Source organism: Brucella pseudogrignonensis (genome assembly GCF_031454375.1).
GTDB classification, from domain to species: Bacteria; Pseudomonadota; Alphaproteobacteria; order Rhizobiales; family Rhizobiaceae; genus Brucella; species Brucella pseudogrignonensis_A.
The window spans coordinates 364,867-390,534 of the sequence record NZ_JAVDQT010000001.1 but is presented as its reverse complement, the minus strand read 5'-3'; the positions used below and the strand labels follow the sequence as shown (position 1 = coordinate 390,534).

Here is a 25,668-nt window from a genome sequence, read left to right as displayed (position 1 = left end):
CTTCCATAAAACTTTGCATGATTGAAATCGGGAAGGCCCCGCTATGCCCCATGACACGCCTCTGATTGCGACAATCGTCATCGGTCTGTGTCTGGCATTCATCTTCGGCACTATCGCCACCCGACTAAAAATCTCTCCTCTCGTTGGCTATCTTCTCGCAGGCGTCATTGCTGGCCCGCATACACCGGGTTTCGTTGCTGATCAGGACCTGATCCTGCAGCTGGCCGAAATCGGTGTTATTCTGCTGATGTTCGGCGTCGGCCTGCACTTCTCTCTCAAAGACCTTCTTTCCGTTAAAGCTATCGCCGTTCCCGGCGCGCTGGCGCAGATTGCGACAGCTGCAGCACTCGGCACCGCGCTTGGCTTAGCGCTCGGCTGGGATGTAAAAGCCGGTCTGGTTTTTGGTCTCGCACTTTCAACGGCAAGTACCGTCGTCCTCCTGCGCGCAATGCAGGATATGCGCCTCATCGATACAGAGCGCGGTCGCATTGCGATCGGCTGGCTGATTGTGGAAGATCTCGCCATGGTCATGGCGCTGGTGCTTCTGCCAGCCCTTGCAAGTATTGGCAGTGAAGCTGGTCATGCCGCGACAAGCGACCCCATCGCTCAATGGCTGGGCCTTGGCATTGGCGGCATTATTCTGCTGACGATTGCCAAAGTTGTCGTCTTCATAGCGCTCATGCTGGTTGTGGGACGCAAAGTGATCCCATGGCTTTTGAACGTCATCGTTCAAACCGGCTCGCGCGAATTGTTCCGCTTAGGCGTTTTGGCGATTGCACTCGGCGTCGCCTTTGGCGCAGCGCATCTGTTTGGCGTATCCTTCGCGCTCGGTGCGTTCTTCGCTGGCATGGTGATGAGTGAATCTGAACTCAGCCATCGCGCAGCAGAAGAATCTCTGCCACTACGCGATGCTTTCGCAGTGCTCTTCTTCATATCCGTGGGCATGTTGTTTGATCCGATGAGCCTCATCAGTGATCCCCTGCCCCTCATTGCAACGCTTGCCATCATACTCGTGGGCAAGTCGGTTGCCGCATTCTTTATCGTTCGCGCATTCAAACGTCCTGTCGGAACAGCGCTCACCATTTCCGCAAGCCTAGCGCAGATAGGCGAATTTTCGTTCATTCTTGCAGGGCTCGGCGTTGGGCTTAATCTTCTGCCACCAGAGGGACGCGACCTGATCCTTGCTGGCGCTATCCTGTCGATCTTCCTCAATCCAGTTATGTTCATTGTAGCAGAACGTCTGCGACCACGGATCGAAAAACGCCTCGGCATTCAGCCATCCGATAGCGATAGCACGGAGGCAGACGTCAGGATTTCTGAACCTGCACGACTACCGCAAAGCAAGCTCAGGGATCATACGGTGATTGTCGGATATGGTCAGATTGGCCGTCGCGTGGCAGCAAGTCTTCAGGAAAATCACATTCCGTTCCTTGTTGTCGAAGATTCGCCAAAGATTTATTTCAGATTGAAAGAAATCGGCATTGAAGCTATTGCGGGCAATGGCTCGGATGCTGAAATATGGGATACGGCGAATCCATCTTTTGCCCAAAATGTTGTGATTGCAATTCCGAACGCTTTTGAGGCAGGACGCATCACAAGTCTTGCAAGGCAGGCGAATCCAAATGTGCGTATTGTTGTGCGTGCCTGTTCGCAAGCTGAAGCTCAATATCTGCACGATCTCGGTGCAGACTCTGTCATTCTCGGCGAAGCAGAAATCGCCGCAGCAATGGAAAAGGCGATAAACAAGGAAGAACGGATTACGAGCGTTTCCACGATACACGCAAAGTCCGGGGCGGATGTCAAAGGGGAATTTAATGCGAATTGAACGTGCGGTGGCCAGTTAATGAAGTTCAAGGATTATATCTGGCCAATCATTGGCCTTTGTGCAGTCGCTATATCTGTTTGGCTTCTTTATCGGGAACTGCGTAGCATTTCTCTCGACGACGTTCTGGATAGTCTTTACGCAATTCGCGCGCATCACTGGCTTCTGTCTGCAGCAGCTGCCCTTCTCGCTTATAGCTCGCTCGCTGGATATGATCGCATCGCACTTCTTCACCTGCGTCGCAAAATATCCTGGCTCTTCATCGCCCTTTGCTCGTTCACAACCTACGCCTTGTCGCACAATATCGGCGCATCGGTCGTATCGGGTGCTGTGGTTCGTTACCGCGCCTATTCCTCACAGGGCATGCCGGGCAGTGAAATCGCTGTCCTGATTGCCTTCTGCTCCTTCACATTCATTCTGGGCGTGATCATCACTTCTAGTATCGTTCTGCTACTGGAGCCGCATATTCTGATGCGCTTCAATGAAGAACTGACACCGACCATTTCGATCATTATCGCGTTGGTTATGCTGGCGTTTGTCTTGCTTTATGTCTTTGGCAGCTGGCTACAGCTTCGACCTTTGCAGATCGGCAAGTTTCGTCTGGAATATCCGCGTCTGCCTGTGGTCACACAGCAGCTTATCGTCGCTCCACTGGAGCTAATTGGTGCGGCTGGAATTATCTATTTCGCACTCCCGGAAGCCGGAAATCCGGGCTTCCTGATCATTCTTGGCATCTTTCTGGTATCATTCTCAGCCGCGCTTATTTCACACGCGCCGGGCGGCCTCGGTGTACTTGAACTCGTGTTCCTCACTGGCTTGCCGGATATGAACCCAGCCGATGTTCTGGCGGCTCTCATCGTTTTCCGTCTGCTCTATCTTCTCATTCCATTTGCAATGTCGTTGATTGTCGTACTCGTTTTCGAAAAATCGCAATTCGTGCTTCGCTGGAACGATAAGCAAAAGAAATAGGATTGCAGAGGTGGGATTATTTTTTACACTCCCGCCTCTAATTGAATTTATTTTCCTTAAAATGATATGAAATAGCCCTTATCTTGGAAATTGCTTCGCATAACCTCCCAATGCAGAGCAAAAACAGCCTCCCAAGGCATTTTCCAAGAGGAACTAACGCATGCCTGCGACATTGATCATCCCCGGTTATAAGGGATCGGAAGCAGGCCACTGGCAGCGCCAATGGTTGCATGACGATCCGTCAGCAGTGCTCGTCGAACAAGACGACTGGCACTATCCGGTGCTATCCGACTGGATGCACGCGCTTGAAGCCAAACTCGCCGAAAATCCCGGTGCAGTTCTGGTTGCCCATAGTCTTGGTTGTATTCTTGTTTCGCATCTCCCAAGCCGTCCAGCTGCGGCACACGTTGCTGGCGCGCTTCTGGTCGCTCCGGCAGACGTTGAAACCATGTCGCGCCGCGACAGTCGTTTTGCGAGCTTCGCACCTTTACCACGTCATGAACTGGCGTTTCCGTCGATTGTCGTCGCCAGCCGCGATGACGAATATATGAGCTTCGCCAAGGCCGAAGCTATCGCCAATGTCTGGGGTTCTGGCTTTGTTGATATTGGCCATGCTGGACATATCAATGTGGCCAGTGGCTTCACGCATTGGCCGGAAGGCGTGATCCTCGCCTCGTCGCTACAAAGAGAACCAATAACACACACGCTCTCCCAAGCAGCGTGACCGCGAACCGCCCGCTTTCTTGAAGCCGGGCGGTTTCATTTTTCATAAGCGCATCTTCGCCGAAAACCGCTTAACACTTTTCGGGATGCGCTTTAGCTATGCTGTTTGCGCTCAAGCCAGATTTTTAAGACCAGTGTCAAAAGCGCAATGCCAGCCAAAGTCGAAGCGGCAGCAAATGCGCCTGCTACGTTATAATCATTAAACAGCAGCTCGACCTGCAAAGGCAGCGTATTGGTTTTTCCACGAATAGCGCCCGATACGACAGATACAGCTCCAAACTCACCCATCACACGCGCATTACAAAGCACAGCACCGTAAAGCAGCGCCCATTTGATGTTTGGCAGTGTGACATAGAAAAACGTCTGCCAGGCATTCGCTCCAAGCGTCAGAGCAGCCTCTTCCTCATCGCTGCCCTGCACTTCCATCAGCGGAATAAGCTCGCGCGCGACAAAGGGTGATGTCACGAACAGACTCACCAGAAAGATCGCCGGAACCGTGAACATGATCTTGATGTCATAACTCTCAAGCAACGGGCCGAGCAGTCCCTGAGAGCCATATAAGAAGAGATAGGTAACACCCGCTACAATCGGTGACACCGAGAATGGAATTTCGACAAAGGTAATCAGAAGCCTGCGTCCCGGAAAACGAAACTTCGTAACAAGCCATGCCACACAAACGCCGAAGGCCATATTGATTGGCACAACGACAATCGCCGTCATGATCGTGAGCCAGACCGCATGCAGAGTATCGGGCTTCAGGATTTCGCTGAAGAAGACACCGACGCCTTTGCTGAACGCATAGGAGAAGATAATTGCCAGCGGCGCGCCAATACAGATCGCGGAAAGAATAGCTGCAAGGCCAATCAGCAGATTACGGACGGGACCGGGCGCATTGCGCGCCTGAACACTAGCGCTCTGCATAACGAAGCTGCCTTGCCTGAATAAGATTGGTCACAAGAAGCATGAAGAAAGCCATCAACAGCATGACAAAAGCCAAAGCAGCCGCTGCCGGATAATCATATTCATCGAGCCGGATGAAGACCAAAAGCGAGGTCACTTCCGTTTCAAAAGGCAGATTGCCGGAAATGAAAACAATCGAGCCAAACTCGCCAAGACTACGTGCGAAAGATAGCGAAGCACCCGCAAGGAATGCTGGAAAGATCGTCGGCCAGATGATGTGCGAGAAAATCTGCCACGGCTTTGCACCAAGGCTGCGTGCAGCCTCTTCAACATCAGCGCTCATATCTTCCAACACCGGCTGCACCGTGCGAATGACAAAGGGAATGCTGGTGAAAAACATCGCAACCATGATGCCGATAGGTGCATAGGCAACCTTGATACCAATCGGCTCAAGATATCTTCCAAACCAGCCATTGGGCGCAAACAGCGTCACCAGTGCCAGACCCGCAATTGCTGTCGGCAGTGCAAATGGCAAATCAACAGCGGCATCGATCAGCCGCTTGCCCGGAAACTGATAACGCGACAAAACCCATGCCAACAGCAAACCAAACAGACCATTGAAGACGGTAGCTACCGCTGCTGCACTAATCGTAATGCGAAATGTTGCCAAAGCGCGTTCTGAGGTGACGATACGCCAAAAATCACTCCAGCCAAGGCTTGCAGTTTTCAGGATCATTGCCAGTAGCGGCAAGGCAACAATCACCGCCAGATAAAGCAAAGTGCAGCCGAGGGTCAGCCCGAACCCCGGCAGCACCGAATTGCGTTTCATGCTCAGAAGCGACACGAGAGCATTTCCAATATAGTTTGAGGCATTTGAAATGCTCTATCTAGTTTTACGCGCATCTTACTCCGAAAACCGTTTCACACTTTTCGGGATGCACTTTAGATTTTCCAAAAGAAAGGCGGGGATCGAATGTCCCCGCCGGGTAGTTTTGTTTACTTAGCAGTGAACAGCTTATCAAGCACGCCACCTTCGGCGAAATGATCTTTCTGCACCTTGTCCCAACCACCAAAAGCATCTTCAACAGTCACAAGACGAACATCAGGATAGATATCCTTGTGCTTCGCAATCACATCCTTGTCGTGAACACGGTTGAAATTCTGCGCGAGAATTTCCTGACCTTCCGGCGAATAAAGATAATCCAGATAAGCTTCAGCAATCTTGCGCGAACCACGCTTGTCGACGACCTTATCAACAACCGTTACCGGAAACTCCGCGAGCAAGCTCACTTCAGGAACCACGACATCATATTTGTCGGCGCCAAGAACCTTTTCAGTTCCACGGGTTTCCGCTTCAAACGTCACAAGAACATCACCGATGCCGCGTTCAGCAAAGGTTGTCGTTGCACCACGACCGCCGGTGTCAAACACTGGAACGTTCTTGAAAATCTTGCCGATAAATTCGTGAACCTTGTCCTGGTCGCCCTTGAAGGCTTCATTCGCGTAGGCAGTCGCTGCAAGATAAGTATAGCGTGCATTGCCCGAAGTCTTAGGGTTCGGGAACACAACCTTCACGTCTTCACGCGCCAAATCGTCCCAATTCTTGATGCCCTTTGGATTGCCTTCACGCACAAGGAAAGCCGGGAACGAATAATATGGCGATGAATTATTCGGCAAACGCTTCTGCCAGTCAGCCGGGATCAGATCACCCTTGTCATGCAGAACCTGAACATCTGTTACCTGATTGAAGGTTACAACATCAGCTTCCAAGCCTTCGAGGATAGAACGGGCCTGCTTGGAGGAACCGGCATGAGACTGATTGACGGTGAGGTCTTCGCCGTTCTTAGCTTTCCAATCAGCGACGAATGCCTTGTTGACCTGCTCGTAAAGCTCACGCGCAATGTCGTAGGAAACGTTGAGAATTTCTGTCGGCTGCTGCGCCTGCACTGGGACCGCGCCCAAACCAAGAGCCACCGCCGCATATAGAATAATTTTCTTCATAGATCGCACCCTTCTCACTTTGCTTGCGCAAAGCGCCCATAAATCGACTTTCATTGGGAAACAAATCTACAGAGAGATAGACAAGAATCAATCTAAATCATTGATTTAAATATATAAACTACTTTCAGAACCATTCTTGGAAACCCCGCCTAACAGCAAAATCCGCTGGAGAATAATTTTCCAAAGAGTCTTTAAAACGCGCAACAAAAACAAGAAAGCCGGAAGCTTTTGCTTCCGGCTTTCGAAACTTTTCCCGGCTATTAATACCTACCAGAACCCGCGATGCTGCCAGCACCAGAGAAAATTTTGCTCGCCGCGTTCAACACGATTACGGCGTCGCCGCGCAATTTCCTCGGCATTCAGCTTCATACCGCGCCATGGCTGCTCCAAAGAAGCCATGACTGCCTGTACGCCGCTTTTCAGGCTTTTAGTCAGCAATAGAAATTTGCGGTTCATAAGAGCCTCCTATTCGCACATCTTTTCAAAGCCGTGTTTTCGCCACAACATTGAACGATGTGTTAATTTTGAAGGCTTCGCTCAGAAAGTCAATATCCCACTTATTCTATAGGAATTAACAGGGTGAAATATTTTGCGAGCAACCGTTCAGTTGCTCGCAAAATTATTCCATTTTACACCTCGTAATCGTCAACCGGCCGAATATGAACCTTTTCGACGTGGCGACCGTTCATCGAATGGATCGTAAACTCGTACCCATCAGCAATGAAGCTCTCGCCACCCAGCGGCAAGTGCCCGAGGTGCCAAATGACATAACCGGCAAGCGTCGTGTAACGATCACTGTCATCCACGAGATCGCGTTGAAGGATGCTGCTCATACGACGAATGTCGGTGAAGCCATCAACCAGATAGCCGCCCTTTCCATCTGATTCTGCGACAGATGCTTCTTCGTCTTCGTCCGGAAATTCACCGGCAATGGCTTCAAGCACGTCCGTCGGGGTAACCACACCTTCAAACGAGCCATGCTCATCAATCACGACAGCAAGCTGTACTGGTGAAACACGCAACTGCTCCATGACACGCAGGACATTCGCATTTTCATGAACCACGAGCGGCTGCTTGACCACTTTGTCCCAGTCAATTGGCTTCTTATCGCTCATATCAAGCAACAAGTCTTTGACCAGCGCCACACCAACAAATTCATCAACCTGACGGCGCGCCACAACGACACGCGAATGCGAGAGCTCCCGAATTGCCTGATGCAATTCCGCTTCGTCTTCATCGAGATCAAGCCATTCGATCTCATTGCGCGGCGACATGATGGTGCGCACAGGGCGATCTGCAAGATCGAGAACGCCACGGATCATCTCTTTTTCTTCTGGAAGGAAGATGTCGTTGGATGCCGTCTGCTGCGCAATCACGTCAACTGTATCGGAGAGCGGATTGTCGTCGCGCTGACCTCCGAGGAGCCGCAAGACGGCTCCTGCGGTGCGCTCACGCAGATCGTTGGTTGTCACCAGCTTCTCACGATTCTTACGCGCCATCTGGTTGGCAGCCTCGATCAATACCGAGAAGCCGATCGCGGCATAGAGATAGCCCTTCGGAATGTGGAAGCCAAAACCTTCGACAACCAGACTGAAGCCGATCATCATCAGGAAGCCAAGGCAGAGAATAACAACCGTTGGATGCTTATTCACAAAGTCCATCAGCGGACGCGATGCAAGCATCATAACGCCAACAGCAATGATAACTGCGATCATCATCACAGGAAGATGCTGCACCATGCCAACAGCTGTAATCACACTGTCGAGCGAGAATACCGCATCAAGAACAACGATCTGAACAATAACCTGCCAGAAAACAGCATGAACAACGCGCGAGTTCTTTGGGCCATGGGCGCCTTCAAGGCGCTCATGCAACTCCATTGTACCCTTTGCGAGCAAGAACAGACCACCGACCAGCATGATAAGGTCGCGACCAGAGAACGATATCTCCATGACGCTAATCAGCGGTTCGCGCAGCGTCACGATCCATGAGATCGACGCCAACAGCGCAAGGCGCATGACCAAGGCCAGTGTAAGACCAATTATACGCGCGCGATTACGCTGATGCGGCGGAAGTTTATCGGCGAGAATTGCGATAAAAACGAGATTGTCGATGCCGAGAACGATCTCAAGCACCACCAATGTTACCAGACCTATCCAGGCATTGGGGTCGGCAATCCAGTCCATGGACCAATCCATGATGTGTCGGCTCCTATAAAATCAAAAAGAAGAAGAAACAGTAAAAACGCCGCATGCGTTTTCTTCCCGAACCGTAGAAACACGGATCGGCGAGAAGAAATTGCAAACGGCGTGAGTAAGCTCAAAGCCTTTTAAGTCCGACGCTCCCTGAAAGGGAGCGGGACTTCGTGAAGACGGGTCGTCAGAACTGTCGTCGGGCATAAAGCGCGATGAACCTTTATAAAAGACACAAAGGGAGCGGCTTGCTCACCCTCAAATGCCATGTTGTTAAATAAGCAAAAGATTGCTGCATTATGCAGACGCGCGGCTCACGCGCAAGACCATATGCTATTCTGCTGGAGAAACATGAACGCCGCGCTTACGCTCACGACGCGGACGGCCCTTGAAAAAGCGCATACCAACCAAGGTTGCAACAATCGTCACAAGAGTGATTCCGACGACGGCCCAGAACATGTGATCGCCATCCATCTTGGCAAAAACACCGATTCCACGACCAGCGAGCCAGCCCGGCAGAAACATAACGGGTGCCCAGACCATAGCAGAAAGAACGTTTGCCGTCTGGAATCGCCTCTGATCCATCGACATCATGCCTGCAACCATCGGCACCGTGCAGCGCACCGGACCAAAGAAGCGTCCGAGGAAGACAGCCGAAAAACCATAACGGCGAAACAGCAAGCGTGCGCGCGCGATTCCCGTGCGGTGTTTGTTGAGCGGCCATTTGTGAATAATGCTGCGACCAAGCCACCAGCCAAGCAAATAGGAAACGATATCACCGATAACGGCACCGATAATCGCACCAATGATAATTGGCCATGGCTCAACGATACCAGCACCAACAAGGCCACCAATCGCGAGCATGATCGGCGTCGCTGGAATAAGCATACCAATAATAGCGAGGGACTCGCCGAAGGCGATTACGCCCACGATAGGAGCGGCCCATGCCCGATGATCGGAGATGAACTGTCCGAGGTCGCTGATTATGCTTTCCATTCCGTCCTCAAAATGCCGCGAACCGGATTATGAAAACGCATCCCAACACGGGTTGCGGCTTCGGGTTTTCTTAAACGAGGACAATCCGGTGCGTGAACCCCTCGCCTGCCTGCGCGTAACAAACGCTTGCAGCATCTTCTCAATGGCAAAAATCATATTCGCCTATCAAGTCTTTTATATGCCGAAGCATCTCAGACAAGCATCAAAAATTGATGACATGACTGCGACATTTGCGGCGCGCTCATGAAAAGCCGAAAGCGATCCTCATCACGATACACAAAAGCATGTGATTTGAGCTCCATGCATATGGAAATTCAGGCGCTTCGTTGCAACCACACACTGAAAAAATGTTTCAAAAACAGAATCATGAACAAATTGATTCCTTGGATTCGGTATCAAAGCAGCAATCACAAGGCGCAGATCACAGATATGCCCGATATACGCGTAAATGGTAATTTAGAAAAACCCAGCATTTCTGGGCCTTTTGAAATTCATTCAACTTTTTTTCGTTTTTTTTCAATTGAAGGCTAGACACAAAGAAAAGCGGCCTTTATAGAACCGCTCACCTCACCGGGGCCGCTGCCTCGGAGAAGCGAGTGGGTGATTAGCTCAGTTGGTAGAGCAGCTGACTCTTAATCAGCGGGTCGTAGGTTCGATCCCTACATCACCCACCATTTTCTTCTTTCTTACAAAGAGTTACCGCTGATTACCGAATGCCCGAGCAAGGGCAACGGATAAACTCTTTCGAAAAATTCCTACCTATTCTTTGTCGATTTTTTGTTCGCTTAAAAGAATGATTCCTTACAAATAGACATAGCGAAACTGGTGCAGTGGTACTATGAGTGCCCCATGACCCCCAAAAGCCTTGGCTACACATTCACACTTCTCGCTGTCACAATTTTCGCCACACAGGACGGCATTTCGAAGTATCTCGGTTCACATTATTCGCCCATCTTTATAACGATGGTGCGTTACTGGGTTTTTGCAGCCTTTGTGATTCTTGTAGCAACGCGCTCAGGGGGAATTGCGCGCGCAGCTTCGACACAACGTCCAGTCTTGCAGGTTCTGCGCGGAATACTTCTCGCAGCTGAAATCGTCATATTGGTTTACGGTCTCAGCCGTGTCGGTATGGCCATGACGCAGTCAATCTTTCAGGCAGCCCCGCTGCTGATCACAATGCTTTCAGTGCCGCTGCTTGGCGAAAAGGTTGGCTGGCGTCGCTGGGTGGCGATTTTCGTGGGTTTATTTGGCGTCCTGCTGATTATCGACCCGACCCATGTCCAGTTTGACTGGGCACTGCTGTTTCCGATTAGCGCCACCGTCATATTTGCATTTTATGCCATTGCAACGCGCGCAGTCAGCAAAACCGACACTTCAATGACCAGCTTCTTCTATACCGGCATTGGTGGCGCGGCTGTACTCACCATGATCGGCCTATTCCATGTAGAGTCTATCGCTCTACACGATTGGCCATGGATGGCGGCGCTCTGCGTGACTGGTATTGCGAGCCACTATTGCCTCATTCGCGCTTACGACATTCTTGAAGCCGTTGAAGTGCAGCCGCTAACATATCTACAGCTGGTTGTGGGCGCTTTGATTGCAGTGCTGGTCTTCCACGAACAGCTAACCTGGAACGTCCTGACAGGCGCAAGCATTGTTGTGGCAGCTGGCCTCTTCTCAATGTTCAGAGAAAGATTGCGCGCAAAACGGGCAGCTTAACATTACCAATTATTAATTGGCTTGTTCATATCAGGTTCACCTAAAATGGCAGACATTACTCACACGCCAATCAATGGCGCCCTTGTATAGAGTGATGGAGTTATAGAACCATGAAATCGAAGACCTTGTATGTTGCAGTTATCGCCTCAGCATTGCTTTCTACCGCGGCCTTTGCGCAGGAAAAAGCAACCGAAAATACAGGAAAATCGGCGACGGATACTTCCATTACGCAGACTGATGGAACCAAAGGCAAGCGCGGACCAATTGATCTGGAAAAGTTCTCCCGCATGGATGAACTAAAAGCCGCAGATACCAATGGTGACGGCGTTCTGTCTCGCGATGAAATCGAAGCGCTTGCCCTCAAGCGCATGGTAAGCCGTGCAGCAGATCGCTTAGAACGCCGCCTTGACGTTAAGGGTGACGGTAAAATCACACTGGAAGCTATTGAGAAGCAGCGCCAGAAGGAATTCGCAGCACTTGACCGCAACGAAGATGGTCAGCTTGATCGTCATGAACTGCGCGCGGCCAAGAAACTCCACCACGGCCCAAAGGGTCCGCATCACGGTGGCAAGGGCAAGATGGAACATCATCACCCAAAGCCTCAGCAGTAAAACAGCATTAAAAAAAAGCCCCGCATGGCGGGGCTTTTTCAGTTTCAATTACGAGCGAATAACGCCCTTCTTGAAAATGATATTGCCATAAAGGCGCTTTTCACCCGAACGGATGACAGCATAAGAAGCACTTGCACGGTCATAGAAAGCAAAGCGATCAATCGGATCAACCGCTATTTTGCGACCTTCTGCCTTCTCAATGATCGCTTCAAACTCACCAAAAATCGCAGGCGTCTCGCTAGGGCACTCCATGACAGCCGCAGGCAGATCGACAAAGTCATCAAGCGGCAAAAGCGACAGAACAGCCTCTGCGACGTCAGTTGCGCTGATGCCCGGCAAATCGATCACCTGTACGCCAGAAGCCTGTGCAGGGTAATTGGCGTCAACGATAACCAGATCGTCGCCATGCCCCATATCCGCAAGCACTTCGAGAAGGGAACCGGTCAGCAGTGGATTTATGTTTTTGAGCATTGATGAATTCCGAATGATGAACTTGAATTTGCGCACCCTATCTGAAATTCAGCTCAGAATGCAAACGCCGGCTACATGAGCCGGCGCTTTTGTTCAGCTATTAAAGAACGCTCGTATTAGTCGGCAGTTGCTTCGATATTGATCTTATCGAGGATCGACATCGGATCTTGCGAAACCGCAATCATTTCCAATGCACCGATACCGCGTTCAGACTTGGACTTTGCAGTCACTTCAAAGGTCTTCGGCTTAGCCAAAAACGTATTGAACGCCGAGATTACGCCTTCAAGCTGTGGCTGGTCTGCAGCAAGTTCCTGCAAGACTGCACTCGCGATAAGCGTGAGTGTGCTGCGCGCTTCTTCAACAGACATGTCGTTTTCGTCTGCATAGAGCTTCAGTCCCTTTTCAGCGAGACCTTCATTCTCAACTTTCAGCTTCACTTCACGCGCTTTAAGTCCGAGAAGAGCAACCTGAGCAAGCACCTTGTCACCAGAGAAAAACTCCTTGGTAAAGCCACCCATCAGGCCAGACATGGAAATCTTACCCATATCCTTGCCGCTTACAGAAATGTCCTTAATGATGAGGCTCTGCGTCGGCTCGTCCCAGTTCGCTTCCACGTTTGAAGAAATCGTGACGCGCTCATAACCAAGCTTACGAAGCTGCTGATAGATTTCTTCGCTGCTATCAGCTGGAACAGGCAAAGACATATCTTCATACGCAATACGAATATCGGACGGAATGCCATTCACTGGCTTGTTCAGCGCGACTTCATAGCTTTTAACGCCAATTTTCAAGCGATGCGGCAGGCCATCCGGCTTTGGTGCTGGATTGCCGTCTTCATCCTCAACATCAATATCGTCGTTGGCGTTGTTGTCGTAAGGAACATCGGCTTCGATGCCTTTAACAACGATTGTCCCAAACTCTGGCAGCATCGTCGTGAACGGAAAATTCTCCATTTCCTCTTCGTTCAGAGCGGCAAACTTCGTTATTGCTTCCACGGAAGGCGCCCAATTGAAGCCCTTAAGCGAAAACTCGTCTAACTTGACATAATCCTTGCCGCTACCAGCTGTGAAACCGTTGAGCGACATATCAAACTTCTTATTATCAAACGCCATCGACATTTTTTCGATGCTGCCCTGACCCTTTTCAGGATCGCCAGGCTGGATCTTCATGCCAAGCAATTCGACATCGCCCTTACCAATCGTATCAAAAAGACCGATCAGACGGACAAAGAACTCTTTACGCTCTTCAGGCGGAAGCGCATCAATATCCTGAGCGGCTTCAAGTTTCTGCAAAGTCTCCGTCAAAGGCTCCGCTGGCAAGCGCATCGTGAAGCCATTGCTACGGATTTCAGCATAGCTGAAATTCGATTTCGTGCTTTTGATCACGATGTCTTTTGCAGAGAATGGCCCATAAACCGGCTTGGCTTCGGTATCATTTGGACCCGCAGCTTCGGTATAAAGACGCGCGATGAAAACACCGTCGATATCTTTACCTTCTGAAACGCCGATCGTACCGGCCATGCGTTCTTCTTCAATCTTGCCTGACTCATTTGGCAATGTCAGATCAAGATCAAAGGTCGCTCCAGACGAGGTATAGCGCGCCACGTGACCATGCACGATATCTTCAAGCGTGACATCCTTGTAAGACGTCTTCTGTTCCTTGTCGTTCAGCATCTGAACGACATTGATTTCTGGAATAGACATGCGCTTTGCAGAAAAACGACCAACGCGCTCGGCAAGGCTCAGTTCGCCATTCCCAAAAGTATCGCGCAGCATGCCAATGTCGAAATTGGCGTCATCAATAAGAACACTCGGCAGTGCAATTTTGAACTGCGCGACTTCTGTTTTGATGTCTTTGGCGTCCAGCATGCCATTCAGGAACAGGATTTTTGGACGACCTTCAATCGAACCAATCGTAATGTCGGTGCCGTCTTTAAGAGGAAGGACCACATCGGTCAGCTTGATATGACCAAGGAAGTCAGCCGAAACCGAAGCAGCTTTACCGCCGCGCCGTTCAAGCTGGGCATTGATGGTCTTTTCAAGTGTAATCTTGTATCCGACTGCACCTGCAGCGGCGATGGCGATGACTGCTACTGCTGCCCAAAGCGCCTTGCGTCCGCCTTTGCGTTTTCCGCTCGTTGCCTGCTCCACGATTTCTCATCCTTTCAGCGCAATTTCAACGGTATCTGATAGATGATTGGTTAATCACAAGAAATTGTAAGAGCAAGCAGGATTGGCCGAAATTTGGGATTTTTGACCATCCGGTGGAAAAATGCTCGCAATTTTGCAAATTTATTCCATGGAAACTGTAAAAATCTACCGTAGTCGTTTGCGCGTATGCAGAACAAAATCATCATCGATTTTCAACAACTGCCCATCGATTCCATAAACCTCGTTGAGCAATTGAGGAGTAAGAACCTCTTCCGATATGCCATCGGCAACGAGTTTTCCCTGATCAAGAACGATCAACCGCGTGCAATATTTTGCTGCCAAACCAAGATCATGCAGCGAGGCGATCACTGTCTTTTTCTCGGCGGTTAGTCCCGCAAACACTTCCATCAGTTCTAGCTGATGCGCGGGGTCCAGTCCGGCGACCGGCTCGTCTGCCAAGATGATAGGTGTATCCTGCGCCAAAACACGCGCGATCAAAGCGCGCGCTCTTTCACCGCCCGATAATTCATTGGCAGGGCGCGACGCAAACTCAGCCACACCCATACGCTGCATTGCTGTTTCAATTGCGATTTCATCGCCACCGTCCAAACCGGCAAAAACCGGCTTCAACGCCGAGCGTCCGAGCGATACCAACATCCGAACCGTGACCGGCCAGGCAACATCACGCTCCTGCGGCAGATAGGCGATTGCTTTGGCACGGTCAGCGACGTGCATGCGTCTCAAGTCCGAACCGTTAAGTGAAATGGTGCCAGCTGAAGGCGTAAGCCCGAGAAGCGCACGCAAAAGCGTTGTCTTACCGGCACCATTCGGCCCAATCAGACCGATAAATTCGCCTTCACCCACCTCAAAACTGACAGCTTCAAGAACGACTTTGTGACCGAGCGACACATCAAGGTTTTTAACGGAGAGCATAGTCATACCAACCGCCTCCGATATTTGAACACCAGCCACAGGAAGAACGGAGCGCCAATGATTGCGGTCAACACACCAAGCTTCAATTCGCGTCCCGGCATGATCACTCTCACAAGAACATCGGCAGCCAAAAGAAGCGCCGCCCCACCAAAGGCACTGGAAACGAGCAGTCGCGATGGTCTTGATCCAACCAGCGGACGCAACAAATGCGGCACCACCAGTCCAACGAAACCGATTGCACCCGCCACGGCAGTCGAGGCCCCGACACTGGCCGCAGTGCCAAGAACCGCCATGACCTGAACGCGGGAAAGATTAACGCCCATACTGGCGGCAGCATCCGATCCCAATGTGAGACTATCGAGCGCGCGTCCGAGCGAAAATAACATCACCCAGCCAATCAAGATAAATGGCGCTGCAAGCCACACATGCGTCATTGAACGATCAGCGAGCGAGCCCAGCATCCAGAACACAATTTCCATGGCCGCAAATGGATTAGGCGACAGATTAAGCGCAAGCGCCGTCATCGCCCCGGCGAGACTGGTTACGGCAACGCCTGCAAGAATAACCGTCAACGTTCCGGCATGACGGCCTGCGAGAGCCTTTACCAGAAAGACTGACAGAAACGCACCGACCAACGCCAACAATGGCAGAGCGAGCGGAAAGACCTGTGAAAGCCCGGTATAGATTGCGATCACTGCACCAAGGGATGCCGAGGAACTCACCCCAAGCAATCCCGGCTCTGCCAAAGGATTGCGCAAATAGCCCTGGAGGGCCGCGCCTGAAAGCCCGAGCGAAGCACCGATCAGCAAGGCAAGGATTGCACGTGGCAGGCGTATCTCACGCATAACCAGCGCAATCACATCGCCCTGCCCGGCAAAAAGTGCTCGGATACTCTCACCAACACTTATCGATGCCGGACCAACCAGCAGCGAAAGCGCAAAGAGCGCGAGAACCAGCAAACCCAGAGCAACAAGCAGGAGATAAAAACGGCCAGTTTCAGTCACGCGCAGCCTCCGCGAGCTTTGCGACAGCCTCAACACTGAATGGCCCGCCGCACACTGTCAGATTATCGTTGAGTGCTACCATCCGCGTATGGCCTTCAAGAGCACGCAATGCCGGATGCTCGAAATTCTCAAAGGCCAGTGCAGGCGGTCGCCCGCGCGAACCGCGAACCAAGATATCAGGTCTCTCCATTACCAGCATCTCCAGCGGCAGCATGGCTGAGCCGCGAACGCCTGCCTTGTTCGCAATATTATCAAGCCCTGCCAGACGGATCGCTTCATCAATCAGCGTACCGCGCCCCGCCGTATAGCTATTGGCATAATAAAGCGCCACAGTTTGCTTGCGATCAGGTTTTCTGATTGCCAACAAATTCGTATCCATAGCCGCGATTTGACGCTCGGCTTCTTCTTCACGCCCCAACAACTCTCCCAGCCGCTTCATATGTGCTTTGATATCTTGAAATGATCGTGCTGGCGCAAACTCCTCAACCCGCACACCCAAATCACGCAAGAGCCCAACTGTTGCACGCGAAGAAAATGTACCCGCCAGCACCAGATCAGGCTTCATCAGGAAGACTTCCTCGGCTTGCCCATGATTGACTGGCAATCCCTTTGCCTTCTCACTCATCACCGATAAAAGCGGATCACGCGAGAGATAGGACACCGATTGCAATTGCGCGGGATCAGCCAGCAACATCGCAAGCTGATCCGTGCAGACATTGATCGACACGACGCGTTGAGGCCGATCTTCTGCGAATGCAGAACGAAAGCCAAAGAGAAACAGACCTGCCATAAGACAAAGTCCGATATTCCTCCTAACTGTCTGTCTACGCGCCCACATCATCTGCAATCAGAAATTCCGCGTTAGCCCAATATTTATGGTGCGTCCTGGAGCTATGTAACCTGACGTCGTCTGATAATCCTTATCGAAAATATTCTCTACCGAGAGCTTGAATTGCGACTGTGCATCAACGTCATAAAGCGCGATGAAATCTGCCGTCACATAGGGATCAAGCTTGTTGGTGTTGGCCGCATTCGTGAAGCGTGAACCACCATAGAGCAACCGTGCAGTCAGATCGAGCTTATCGACTGGCTTGTAGCTAACTTCTGCCGTTGCTTTGACCCTTTCACGATAAGCCAGATCATTATCACTGTCTTCATCAATCGGGCGTTTCAGATCAATAGAGCCTTTCACGCCCCAGTTCTCATTAAAGCGATGAGACAGCGTGACTTCAAAACCTGTGATCTTTGCTCGCGCAACATTATAGGGCAGATAAGAAGGCGCTGTGCTTATGATCGCATCACGCAACCACGTTTGGTAAAAAGCCATATCCAGGCTCGTTTTATCTGTTGCCTGCCAGTTGAGACCAACTTCATAAGACCGGGATTTTTCTGGTTGCAGATCAGGATTTGCATAACCGGGATAATAAAGCTCATTGAAAGTGGGCGCTCGAAAGCCTGTGCCAAATGAAGAACGCAAAACCAGATCAGGCAAAACCTCATAACTGGCTCCGGCATTGTAAGTCACAACATCTCTAAATTGCTCGTTGTGATCGTAACGCATGCCGCCGTCAAAGCGCAGCGCATCATATTCCAGCGAATATTGCCCGAACACCGCCGCCAAATCACGGCTGGTTTCCGCATAGACAGTCGTGGCATTGACCTCCTCGCGATAGGCTTCGACACCTCCCGTCACCGCATGAGAAACGCTACCCGTTTCAAACCGCTTCTCAGTCGAAGTAAAAATGCCATAGCGCTTGGTTTCGAACAGATCAGACTCGCTCACGCCCTTGCGGAAGTTTCGGCTGTGATCCAGCCCCGAACTCAGCTCAATCGTCGAAGACCAATCTGCGGTGTGATCGATACGTACACCCAGTTTGCCACTAAACGCAGTTGTGTAAGCTTCGTTCGGAAAACGGGGTGCGGCATCAAATTGATTGCGGCCGCGGCTTAGAAGTCCGTCTGTATACATCTTCCCCCAGTCGAAATCCTTTGCGAGGGAGAAATTGAACGAGCCTTGCAGGAATCCGTCACGATCCGGTTCATAACCGAATGTCCCCGGCTGTTTGAAATTATAACCTTGCGTGCCTGTTACCGCCGCACCAAAAGCATAATCAATGCCGTCTTTGCTTTGGCCTTGCAGAGACGCAGACGCATAACCGCCCCATGGATGGGTAACGCCGGTCGTAACACTGCCACAGAAAGAACGCTCACCGCAGGCTCCGCCCTGCTTGGTGATGATATTAATCACGCCGCCCATCGCATCCGCACCATATTGCGAGGAATGCGCGCCTTTAGCGATTTCAATACGATCAATTGAACTAAGTGGAATATTGGCAAGCGATGTTGCGCCAGTCGTGACCGATGCAGTTCGCACGCCATTGACTAAAACAACTGTCTGTTTTGACGACATGCCACGAATATAGAGATTGGAAGATGAACCCTGCCCGCCATTGGTGGTGATCGAGATACCCGGATAATATTGCAGGAGCGATTGCAGATCAGGCGCGGCAGAGCGGCTTATCTCTTGGCGATCAATCACCGTGACGGAGGATGTGGAGCGCTGCAACGACGTTGCGCGACGAAGCGGTGTGACAACAATCGTATCAAGCACAAGACCATCTTGAGAATTCGCGTTCGTCTGGGCGAATGCGTCAAGCGGCATAGCAACCAAAATGGTTGATGCGAGATAGGCCGATAGTCTGAGAATATGCATTAGTCTACTTCCTGCGCGCGAGCTTTGCTTCACCGCAGGTGTCAGAAATCAGGGCGCTAGCGCCCCGTCTTTGTCCCACGGCAACATTTCACAATGTCACCGCTACGGACGGCCGCGACTGAACACCCCTCGTGTCAGCCATGGGTGACTGGATGCGGCAGGTCTCCTGACTTCCGGGTCTTCATCAATCCTCCGCCTTCCCGGACACGAATGTTCAGTGGCTATGATCGCGATAATGATCATGGGAGAACGACTCTCCGGTCACAGTTGCGGGGGCAGTCCCGGTCTCAGCTCTTCAAACAAGCCTCACCGTGTTCCCTTTTCATCCACCCTTGCGGGCAGAACCGTATCCTAGGGCGAGCGATAGCAAGCGGATCGCAGATTATCAACTGCAACATAATGCCCCTCTGAATCACATTGGCAGCAAACATTCAGAAGCAATTGAATCATCACGCGTTTTGAAAAGGAGTTTTCGCGGGTGCTGATTGAGAGAGATGGAGGGCAATGTTGACAGCACCCGCTGACTGTCGATCAGGGCAACACTGCAAAAAAAGATCGCGCTGGTGCGCTCGACAGATCCTTGAATGAGAAATTCTTAGCCGGGATGCCGCTTTAGGTTGGGCCTCGACATCCCGGGCCGTCAGTTCTGGTGGAACCTGACAACGATCAATCACTAGCACCAGCGCACAGATGCTTTCTTTGATTTAAATCAATTAGATAATAAATATCTGCGATCTCACCCGCTATTTTTTCGGGCGGCAGCTACCCCAGGTCTTTTTCAAATATGCAGAAACGCTTTTAAGTTTGGGGTCAGACAGAAATCCTTGGCGGAAAAGAATGCTGCCTTTTACCTCTGGTATGGAGTCATTGAGATCAAGCTGGCGCTTGATTTCATCGACGCCATTTCCCTCAAGCCACTCTGGTTCAGACTTAGAAGAACTACCAGCACGATAGAGCGCCATACCGATATAGAGATCAGTCTTCGTACCGCGCACAGTATCAGCCCACCAGCGGACAATTGGGCCATAGGGCACATCTTTGCGACCCGACGACCAGTAAACCTGCGGCGCGATATAGTCGATCAAACCGTCCTTGACCCAAGCACGCGTATCAGCAAAGTCGCCATCATAATTGGTTTTGCCTGCACGCGTCGCGGAACCACGCGGATCATCCGCCTGATTGCGCCAAACACCGCCCGGGCTAATACCAAAGCGAACATGCGGTTTAATCGCTTTGATACGGTCTGAAATTTCTTGCACCAGCGTATAGGTATTATAGCGTCGCCAGTCATATTTACTGGCGAACTTTGTCCCAAAACGCTTGTAGGTTTTATCATCCTTGAGCGGCGAGCCTTGAGTTTCGTAATAGAAATAGTCGTCGAACTGGATACCATCGACATCATATTTCTGAACCACTTCAGCAGTGATATTACTTACCCATTGGCGCACAGCTGGAATGCCTGGATCAAGGACATAACGATCGGCTGAAATACCCACCCATTCCGGATTGGTCTTATAGACGCTCGGCGGAGAATCATTGGAAGAACTCTTCAGCTCTTTGCGTGTAGCGGGCCGCACATCCATCGATACCCGGTAAGGATTAAGCCAAGCATGAAGCTCAATGCCTCGCTTATGGGCTTCGGCAATTGCAAAGCGCAGCGGGTCAAAGCCCGGATCTTTTCCGAGCGTGCCGGTGAGATAAGACGACCACGGCAGATAATCTGATTTATAAAAGGCGTCCGCAGCAGGCGAAACCTGAAAAATCACGGCATTGATGCCATGTTCGGTTGCCTCATCAAACATGCGCACCAGTTCTTGCTTCTGAAGCTTTACCCGCTCGGAGTCATTTTCAATCTGTGTAGAAGCTCTTGATGGCCAATCCAGATTAAGAACAGTCGCAACCCAGCTCGCATGAAATGTATCGCAATCAAGTGGCATGGATTATCGAGGCCCTATTCTATTTTATATCAACGACATATACGGTTTGATATGGTCGGCTGAGTAACTACTTTAAACTTGTAAAAAGTCAAAGCGAGGGCACGATGTACAAGAATATACTGATAACCACCGATGGTTCAGAATTTGCCGAACGCGGCCTTATTCACGGGTTTGATACGGCAAAATCCATGGGCAGCAAAGCAACCGTCCTCATAGTGACTGCCCCCTATTCGCTCACCGGCCTTCCGGGTGGATTTACTGATAGTCCGGCTTTCATCGAACGTTACGAAGAAGAATGGAACGACTATGCCGACGCGGCTCTCGCTCGCGCCCGTGAATTGGCAAATGAAGCAGGTGTTGAAATCCACACATTGCACGTCGTAGCGCAGCACCCGGCGACATCGATTATCGAGACCGCAAAAGAACTGCGCAACGACCTGATTGTCATGGCGTCACACGGTCGCCGCGGCCTCAAGGGCATGTTGCTGGGTAGCCAGACTTATGAAGTCGTGACGCACAGCAAGGTTCCAGTGCTGGTGGTTCGCTAAAACATTTCCAACAAAGTGCGAAGCGGTTTTGTGTGGGATCATACGCGAAAGAGAGAATTAAGCTGTCTGGTGTCCAGTGGCGCTTTCAATATCAACGCGGAAGAAAACTGGCTCCAGTTTGCGTTGTGTGCCGCCACTGGTAATCGTCTTGGTATAGGCTGGTTCCCACCAAGTTGGCTCATTTGAGAGCATATTCACGATGGCGGCCTTTTCCTGATCCCGCGTAATTTCGCGATAATGGCCATTCACGACAACGCTACGCCATTGCGTCTTTGATACGATCTGATCGAATAAAATACAGACAGCACTGTTCTTCCGCATAGCCTCAGTTTTCTGACCGTCTGTAGTAAACGAATAGAGCGCGCCGCCGCTGAACTTAAACCCAAGCGGTACGACATAGGGTCGATTATCAAGCACATAACCAAGCCGCCCGATCTCGGTATGCTGGATCATATCGCGGACATCAATTTCAGACATTTCTTTGATTAACATATCCAGCATCCCTTGTTCATCAAACCTAACAATAGATTACTATGGAGCAATGATTATGCTTTGACTGCAATCAAAACATGAAAATCAAACGAACAAGCGCCCTTCAGCAATCTTCACAGCCGTCCCGCCAATACGCGCGCCGGTGAGTACCTGTTTGGAAACATCAAGCTCAAGACGAATACGCGATGGGCGGCCCATTTCCATGCCCTGTTCAATCCACCATTGCGAACTGCTATCTACCGGCTTGTCTTTGGCGAGGATCATGCCCGCAAAAGCAGCTGCCGCAGATCCTGTTGCCGGGTCTTCATAGACATTCGATCCGGTCACAAACATACGTGCATGATAGTTGCTATCGAACAGAATTGTCTCACGACAATAAACATATATTGGCAATGGCCGGTCGCCGACATGCGGCAGGCTTTCGCTAACATAGACGGGGTCGATAGAGACTTTTGCAGCCGCAATCAGATTATGCACGGGCACCAGAAGATAGGGCGTACCAGCGCTCCAGATCGCAGGAATATGGTTTTCAAAGCCAATTTCATGCGTGCCAAGCCCGATAGCGGCAGCCGCTTCTTCTTTCTCGATCTTAATATCGATCTTTTCTGGCAAGCGTGGCAGATCAAATTCGGCAAACGCACTGTTCTCGCCCAGAATGACCCCGCAACGCACAACGCCGACTTTTTCTTCAAGCGTAACAATCCGGTCCGACTCATCACCAGTTCTGCGATGTCGTGCCAGTGATACGGCAGCACCAACAGTCGGGTGCCCGGCAAAAGGCAGTTCGTAATCCGGTGTAAAAATACGAACCGCCGCTTCGTGCACTGGATTTTCTGGCGGGAAAATGAACACCGTCTCAGATAGATTAAACTCCCGCGCTATCGCCTGCATGCGCGCATCGGTCAAACCTTCGCAGTCATGAACGACAGCCAGCGGGTTTCCAGCCAATGCCTTATCGGCAAAAACATCAAAAACCTCATAATACCGGCCGGTACTGGCAGCTTCGGTCATCGTTCACGTCTCCCTCAGATCACAGTCGGCGAATAGCCTTAAGCTGCGAGCATAGCCAATTTCTCGGCGCTGTCATCTGTAAGAACCAATCGTTACTGTTGATTATCAAAATGCCAGTCGGCAAAAGCCCGTACATAAGACGGCGTCGCCTGCCCCATTACGCCCGCCTGTGTGACCGGAATGATTTCTGAAAGCTCCGGTTCAGCCTGTAGCGCCAGATTGGCCTCAATTTGTTTCAACAATTCAGCCGTCGAAAGTTCAAAGTAATATCGGCGAAAAAGCGCGATGCTCCCGTCAGCCGTAACCAGATGCGTCTTTGCTTCCACCTTGGCATCGCTAAGCTTTAGGCCCGTTTCCTCAAAGACTTCACGCGCCATATTGGCTTCATAATCCGCATGTCCATTGACAACATCATTGTCATCAATAGAGCCTGCCGGAAAATAAACGCGCCCAGCAACCGCGTTGTGTGAACTCATGCGAGCTGCAATAAGATGGCCTTCAGATGATACCATCACTCCCACACCAAAAATGTGCCATGGACGCACATTCTGCATATCTTTGCGCCAATACATAAGCGTTGCAAAGCTGGTGCGATGAAAACCAGCGGTGAATGATCGGCCTTCAAGCCGTGCTTCAGGTGCCAGATAAATTTCGCCATCAAACAATGTCGGATTGGCCTGACGCTCGCGCTGCCAATTTTCGGCAATGGCTGCCTCGTTCACCTGCGCATAATCGAGCGGCCCCGGCAAAATCTGCACATTCACATGGTCAATTTCATAAACCGTGTTTTCTTTTACATTCTGCATCAGGCGACTCATTCTCAAACGATGTTCAGCGTCACAGCCACCGGGCAATGGTCGCTGGCTTTCGGACGATCCCATCCAGTCCGTGGATAGCGATCCACTTCCTGTCCCGGCGGAAAAACCGTGCGCCATGGCTGACCACGGCGGATAATCTGCGGGATCGCACCACCGTTTTTGTCTGCCAGTGCTGGCGACGCAAGGATGTAATCAAGCTGGCAAAGATGGCGCTCCTGCGGCCCACGTGTATGATAAAGCGTCCAACGATCCATCTCTGGGCGACGTTCCACAAGATTGATCGCAAAGCCATCGCTCAACAGAGTATCAAGCGCGCTTGCCGCTTCTTTGACCGGCGTGAACTGATAGCCGTTCCACTCATCACCCTCGATGATGATCCGTTCGCGATAATCGTTGAAGTCGCCGCAAATGAGCCAGCGCTTATCTGCCGTATTGTTCACGCCAAATTTCTCTTCAATGATATGGCGGATCGCACGCGTTTCAGCTTGCCGAACTGGCAATGAGGCGGTGCGCCCATCCAGTCCGTTGCGGGAACCGCCCATTGATTTCAGGTGAACGACAAACAATGTTAGCAGCTTACCGTCGATACGCATATCGAGACAAAGGCAATCGCGTTTGAAAATGCGGTCATGCGGCTCTAGTCCCAGCTCAGCCAACACCGGCTGATACAGGTCGAGTTCCTTATAGGTCACATGGGCATGGCTGGTGACTTCAAGCACTTCAATACGCTGACCATCGCGCGTCGTATCCCGCGCCATGACGGCCACATCAATGCCACGACTATCATTGCCATCGATTAGATATTTGTTGCGATAACCCTGCCCGACCATCTTGAAAAGATAGCCATATTCAAAGGCATTAAGTGCTGCGAGATTATCGACCTCTTGCAGGCAAAGCACGTCGGCGCGCGTTTCAGCGATGGCCAGAGCCGTCATCTGCCGCGTGTCGTCGGTATGGGCAACGGCCCGCGCCTGCTCAAGCAGACGGTATTGCTGTTCATCGCTGATCTCAAAGAGCTTAAGCGAGCGGTCCTGATGCAATTCATTGCGAAAACCGGAAAAATCAAACCGGCGCATCAGATTTTCAACATTAAATGTGGCTATCGTAAACATGCCTGCGCAATCTCGCGACTTGCGCTATGATTAGCAAGTGGTTCTTTTCAGGATTTTAAAGCCACGCTGGTTTTGCTCTGAAAAGTCACCATATAATATTATAAATCGGGATAACGAAATGCTTGGAAAGATAGGACGCATCGCAATTTGCACAGGTCTGTTTGCGGCAAGCCTCGTCGGCAGCGCTGCGGCTGTTGATTTGAATACGCCTTATGTGCCGTCCTTGCGCCCAAGCACGCCGCCTATCGCTGGCGCTTTGCCACGCCCCTATCAGCCACAAGCCGGATCGCCGAAATGCTATGGCGCGGGTTGCCGCGACAGCGGCAATTACATCTCGCGCGAAGGTATTCCTATCTACAAAAATGGCGATCCGCTTCAGGTTCGCCCCGCTGATCGCACTGCTGTCAAAACTTTTGGTCCAAGCAGCAACCATATTTCATGGTGTTCAAACCATTACCGCAGCTATCGCACGTCGGATAACACCTATCAGCCGTTGGCGGGGCCGCGCACGGGCTGCAATTCACCATTCCAATAAATAAAAAGCCG

General features: G+C 51.1%; 25 protein-coding genes, 1 tRNA gene and 1 riboswitch. Of the genes, 9 read left to right on the top strand and 17 right to left on the bottom strand.

Annotation, left to right across the window (positions count from 1 at the left end; translation table 11 throughout):
- Positions 1–43: 43 nt before the first annotated feature.
- From ybaL to J2782_RS01835, 3 genes are all read left to right on the top strand, one after another.
- Complete coding sequence (gene ybaL, locus J2782_RS01845) at positions 44–1,825, top strand: YbaL family putative K(+) efflux transporter (protein ID WP_404989587.1); 1,782 nt, start codon at positions 44–46, stop codon at positions 1,823–1,825.
- 18 nt (positions 1,826–1,843) lie between these two features.
- The gene (locus J2782_RS01840; protein ID WP_250038918.1) at positions 1,844–2,791 is read left to right on the top strand and encodes a lysylphosphatidylglycerol synthase domain-containing protein; all 948 of its coding nucleotides are present in this window, start codon (positions 1,844–1,846) and stop codon (positions 2,789–2,791) included.
- Positions 2,792–2,951: 160 nt separating this feature from the next.
- Positions 2,952–3,515: an alpha/beta hydrolase gene (locus tag J2782_RS01835; RefSeq protein ID WP_310009893.1), complete on the top strand. Its 564-nt coding sequence runs from the start codon at positions 2,952–2,954 to the stop codon at positions 3,513–3,515.
- A 92-nt stretch (positions 3,516–3,607) separates the two neighbouring features.
- On the opposite strand, the gene cysW is transcribed toward J2782_RS01835, so the two are convergent.
- From cysW to J2782_RS01805, 6 genes are all read right to left on the bottom strand, one after another.
- The gene (gene cysW, locus J2782_RS01830) at positions 3,608–4,435 is read right to left on the bottom strand and encodes a sulfate ABC transporter permease subunit CysW (protein ID WP_310009892.1); all 828 of its coding nucleotides are present in this window, start codon (positions 4,433–4,435) and stop codon (positions 3,608–3,610) included.
- Positions 4,422–5,243: a sulfate ABC transporter permease subunit CysT gene (gene cysT / locus J2782_RS01825; RefSeq protein ID WP_250038985.1), complete on the bottom strand. Its 822-nt coding sequence runs from the start codon at positions 5,241–5,243 to the stop codon at positions 4,422–4,424. The genes cysW and cysT overlap by 14 nt, the downstream gene beginning before the upstream one ends.
- Before the next feature lie 167 nt (positions 5,244–5,410).
- Complete coding sequence (gene cysP, locus J2782_RS01820) at positions 5,411–6,415, bottom strand: thiosulfate ABC transporter substrate-binding protein CysP (RefSeq protein WP_250038915.1); 1,005 nt, start codon at positions 6,413–6,415, stop codon at positions 5,411–5,413.
- 267 nt (positions 6,416–6,682) lie between these two features.
- Complete coding sequence (locus tag J2782_RS01815; RefSeq protein WP_310011131.1) at positions 6,683–6,871, bottom strand: hypothetical protein; 189 nt, start codon at positions 6,869–6,871, stop codon at positions 6,683–6,685.
- Positions 6,872–7,044: 173 nt separating this feature from the next.
- Positions 7,045–8,613 carry a TerC family protein gene (locus J2782_RS01810; RefSeq protein WP_310009891.1) on the bottom strand — a complete coding sequence of 523 codons (1,569 nt, stop codon included), beginning with the start codon at positions 8,611–8,613 and terminating at the stop codon, positions 7,045–7,047.
- 327 nt (positions 8,614–8,940) lie between these two features.
- A complete protein-coding gene (locus J2782_RS01805; RefSeq protein WP_310009890.1) occupies positions 8,941–9,603 on the bottom strand; it encodes a DedA family protein in 663 nt (220 codons plus the stop codon).
- On the opposite strand from J2782_RS01805, the gene J2782_RS01800 reads away from it, so the two are divergent.
- The 4 genes from J2782_RS01800 (at position 9,593) to J2782_RS01785 (ending at position 11,933) form a co-directional block, all read left to right on the top strand.
- Positions 9,593–9,850 (top strand): hypothetical protein, encoded by a 258-nt coding sequence (locus J2782_RS01800; protein WP_310009889.1) that lies wholly within the window; start codon positions 9,593–9,595, stop codon positions 9,848–9,850. The genes J2782_RS01805 and J2782_RS01800 overlap by 11 nt on opposite strands.
- A gap of 351 nt (positions 9,851–10,201) precedes the next feature.
- Positions 10,202–10,277, top strand: a tRNA-Lys gene (locus tag J2782_RS01795).
- Between the two features lie 175 nt (positions 10,278–10,452).
- Complete coding sequence (locus J2782_RS01790; RefSeq protein ID WP_310009888.1) at positions 10,453–11,322, top strand: DMT family transporter; 870 nt, start codon at positions 10,453–10,455, stop codon at positions 11,320–11,322.
- A 110-nt stretch (positions 11,323–11,432) separates the two neighbouring features.
- Positions 11,433–11,933, top strand: a complete 501-nt coding sequence (locus J2782_RS01785; protein ID WP_310009887.1) for an EF-hand domain-containing protein — start codon at positions 11,433–11,435, stop codon at positions 11,931–11,933.
- Positions 11,934–11,981: 48 nt separating this feature from the next.
- Here J2782_RS01785 and J2782_RS01780 read toward each other — a convergent pair whose 3' ends face one another.
- The 7 genes from J2782_RS01780 to J2782_RS01750 all read right to left on the bottom strand — a co-directional run bounded on the left by J2782_RS01780 (position 11,982) and on the right by J2782_RS01750 (position 21,141).
- The gene (locus J2782_RS01780) at positions 11,982–12,404 is read right to left on the bottom strand and encodes an RbsD/FucU family protein (protein ID WP_250038909.1); all 423 of its coding nucleotides are present in this window, start codon (positions 12,402–12,404) and stop codon (positions 11,982–11,984) included.
- 116 nt (positions 12,405–12,520) lie between these two features.
- Positions 12,521–14,554, bottom strand: coding sequence for a hypothetical protein (locus J2782_RS01775; protein ID WP_310009886.1), 2,034 nt, complete (start codon positions 14,552–14,554; stop codon positions 12,521–12,523).
- A 165-nt stretch (positions 14,555–14,719) separates the two neighbouring features.
- Positions 14,720–15,493 carry an ABC transporter ATP-binding protein gene (locus J2782_RS01770; RefSeq protein ID WP_310009885.1) on the bottom strand — a complete coding sequence of 258 codons (774 nt, stop codon included), beginning with the start codon at positions 15,491–15,493 and terminating at the stop codon, positions 14,720–14,722.
- Positions 15,490–16,491 (bottom strand): FecCD family ABC transporter permease, encoded by a 1,002-nt coding sequence (locus J2782_RS01765; RefSeq protein ID WP_310009884.1) that lies wholly within the window; start codon positions 16,489–16,491, stop codon positions 15,490–15,492. The genes J2782_RS01770 and J2782_RS01765 overlap by 4 nt, the downstream gene beginning before the upstream one ends.
- On the bottom strand, positions 16,484–17,329 hold the full coding sequence (locus J2782_RS01760) for an ABC transporter substrate-binding protein (protein ID WP_310011038.1): 846 nt from the start codon (positions 17,327–17,329) through the stop codon (positions 16,484–16,486). The genes J2782_RS01765 and J2782_RS01760 overlap by 8 nt, the downstream gene beginning before the upstream one ends.
- A gap of 9 nt (positions 17,330–17,338) precedes the next feature.
- On the bottom strand, positions 17,339–19,204 hold the full coding sequence (locus tag J2782_RS01755; protein ID WP_310009883.1) for a TonB-dependent receptor plug domain-containing protein: 1,866 nt from the start codon (positions 19,202–19,204) through the stop codon (positions 17,339–17,341).
- A 139-nt stretch (positions 19,205–19,343) separates the two neighbouring features.
- A riboswitch (cobalamin riboswitch) is annotated at positions 19,344–19,568 on the bottom strand.
- A gap of 379 nt (positions 19,569–19,947) precedes the next feature.
- Positions 19,948–21,141, bottom strand: coding sequence for a glycoside hydrolase family 10-like protein (locus J2782_RS01750; RefSeq protein WP_310009882.1), 1,194 nt, complete (start codon positions 21,139–21,141; stop codon positions 19,948–19,950).
- A 104-nt stretch (positions 21,142–21,245) separates the two neighbouring features.
- On the opposite strand from J2782_RS01750, the gene J2782_RS01745 reads away from it, so the two are divergent.
- The gene (locus J2782_RS01745; protein WP_310009881.1) at positions 21,246–21,689 is read left to right on the top strand and encodes a universal stress protein; all 444 of its coding nucleotides are present in this window, start codon (positions 21,246–21,248) and stop codon (positions 21,687–21,689) included.
- Positions 21,690–21,746: 57 nt separating this feature from the next.
- Here J2782_RS01745 and J2782_RS01740 read toward each other — a convergent pair whose 3' ends face one another.
- The 4 genes from J2782_RS01740 to J2782_RS01725 form a co-directional block, all read right to left on the bottom strand.
- Positions 21,747–22,181, bottom strand: a complete 435-nt coding sequence (locus J2782_RS01740) for a pyridoxamine 5'-phosphate oxidase family protein (protein WP_310009880.1) — start codon at positions 22,179–22,181, stop codon at positions 21,747–21,749.
- A gap of 84 nt (positions 22,182–22,265) precedes the next feature.
- Complete coding sequence (locus J2782_RS01735) at positions 22,266–23,192, bottom strand: PhzF family phenazine biosynthesis protein (protein WP_310009878.1); 927 nt, start codon at positions 23,190–23,192, stop codon at positions 22,266–22,268.
- 92 nt (positions 23,193–23,284) lie between these two features.
- Positions 23,285–23,998, bottom strand: a complete 714-nt coding sequence (locus J2782_RS01730; protein ID WP_310009877.1) for an NUDIX hydrolase — start codon at positions 23,996–23,998, stop codon at positions 23,285–23,287.
- Between the two features lie 14 nt (positions 23,999–24,012).
- Positions 24,013–25,122, bottom strand: a complete 1,110-nt coding sequence (locus tag J2782_RS01725) for an endonuclease/exonuclease/phosphatase family protein (protein ID WP_310009876.1) — start codon at positions 25,120–25,122, stop codon at positions 24,013–24,015.
- A gap of 118 nt (positions 25,123–25,240) precedes the next feature.
- On the opposite strand from J2782_RS01725, the gene J2782_RS01720 reads away from it, so the two are divergent.
- Positions 25,241–25,657: a BA14K family protein gene (locus J2782_RS01720; RefSeq protein ID WP_310009875.1), complete on the top strand. Its 417-nt coding sequence runs from the start codon at positions 25,241–25,243 to the stop codon at positions 25,655–25,657.
- Positions 25,658–25,668 lie beyond the last annotated feature (11 nt).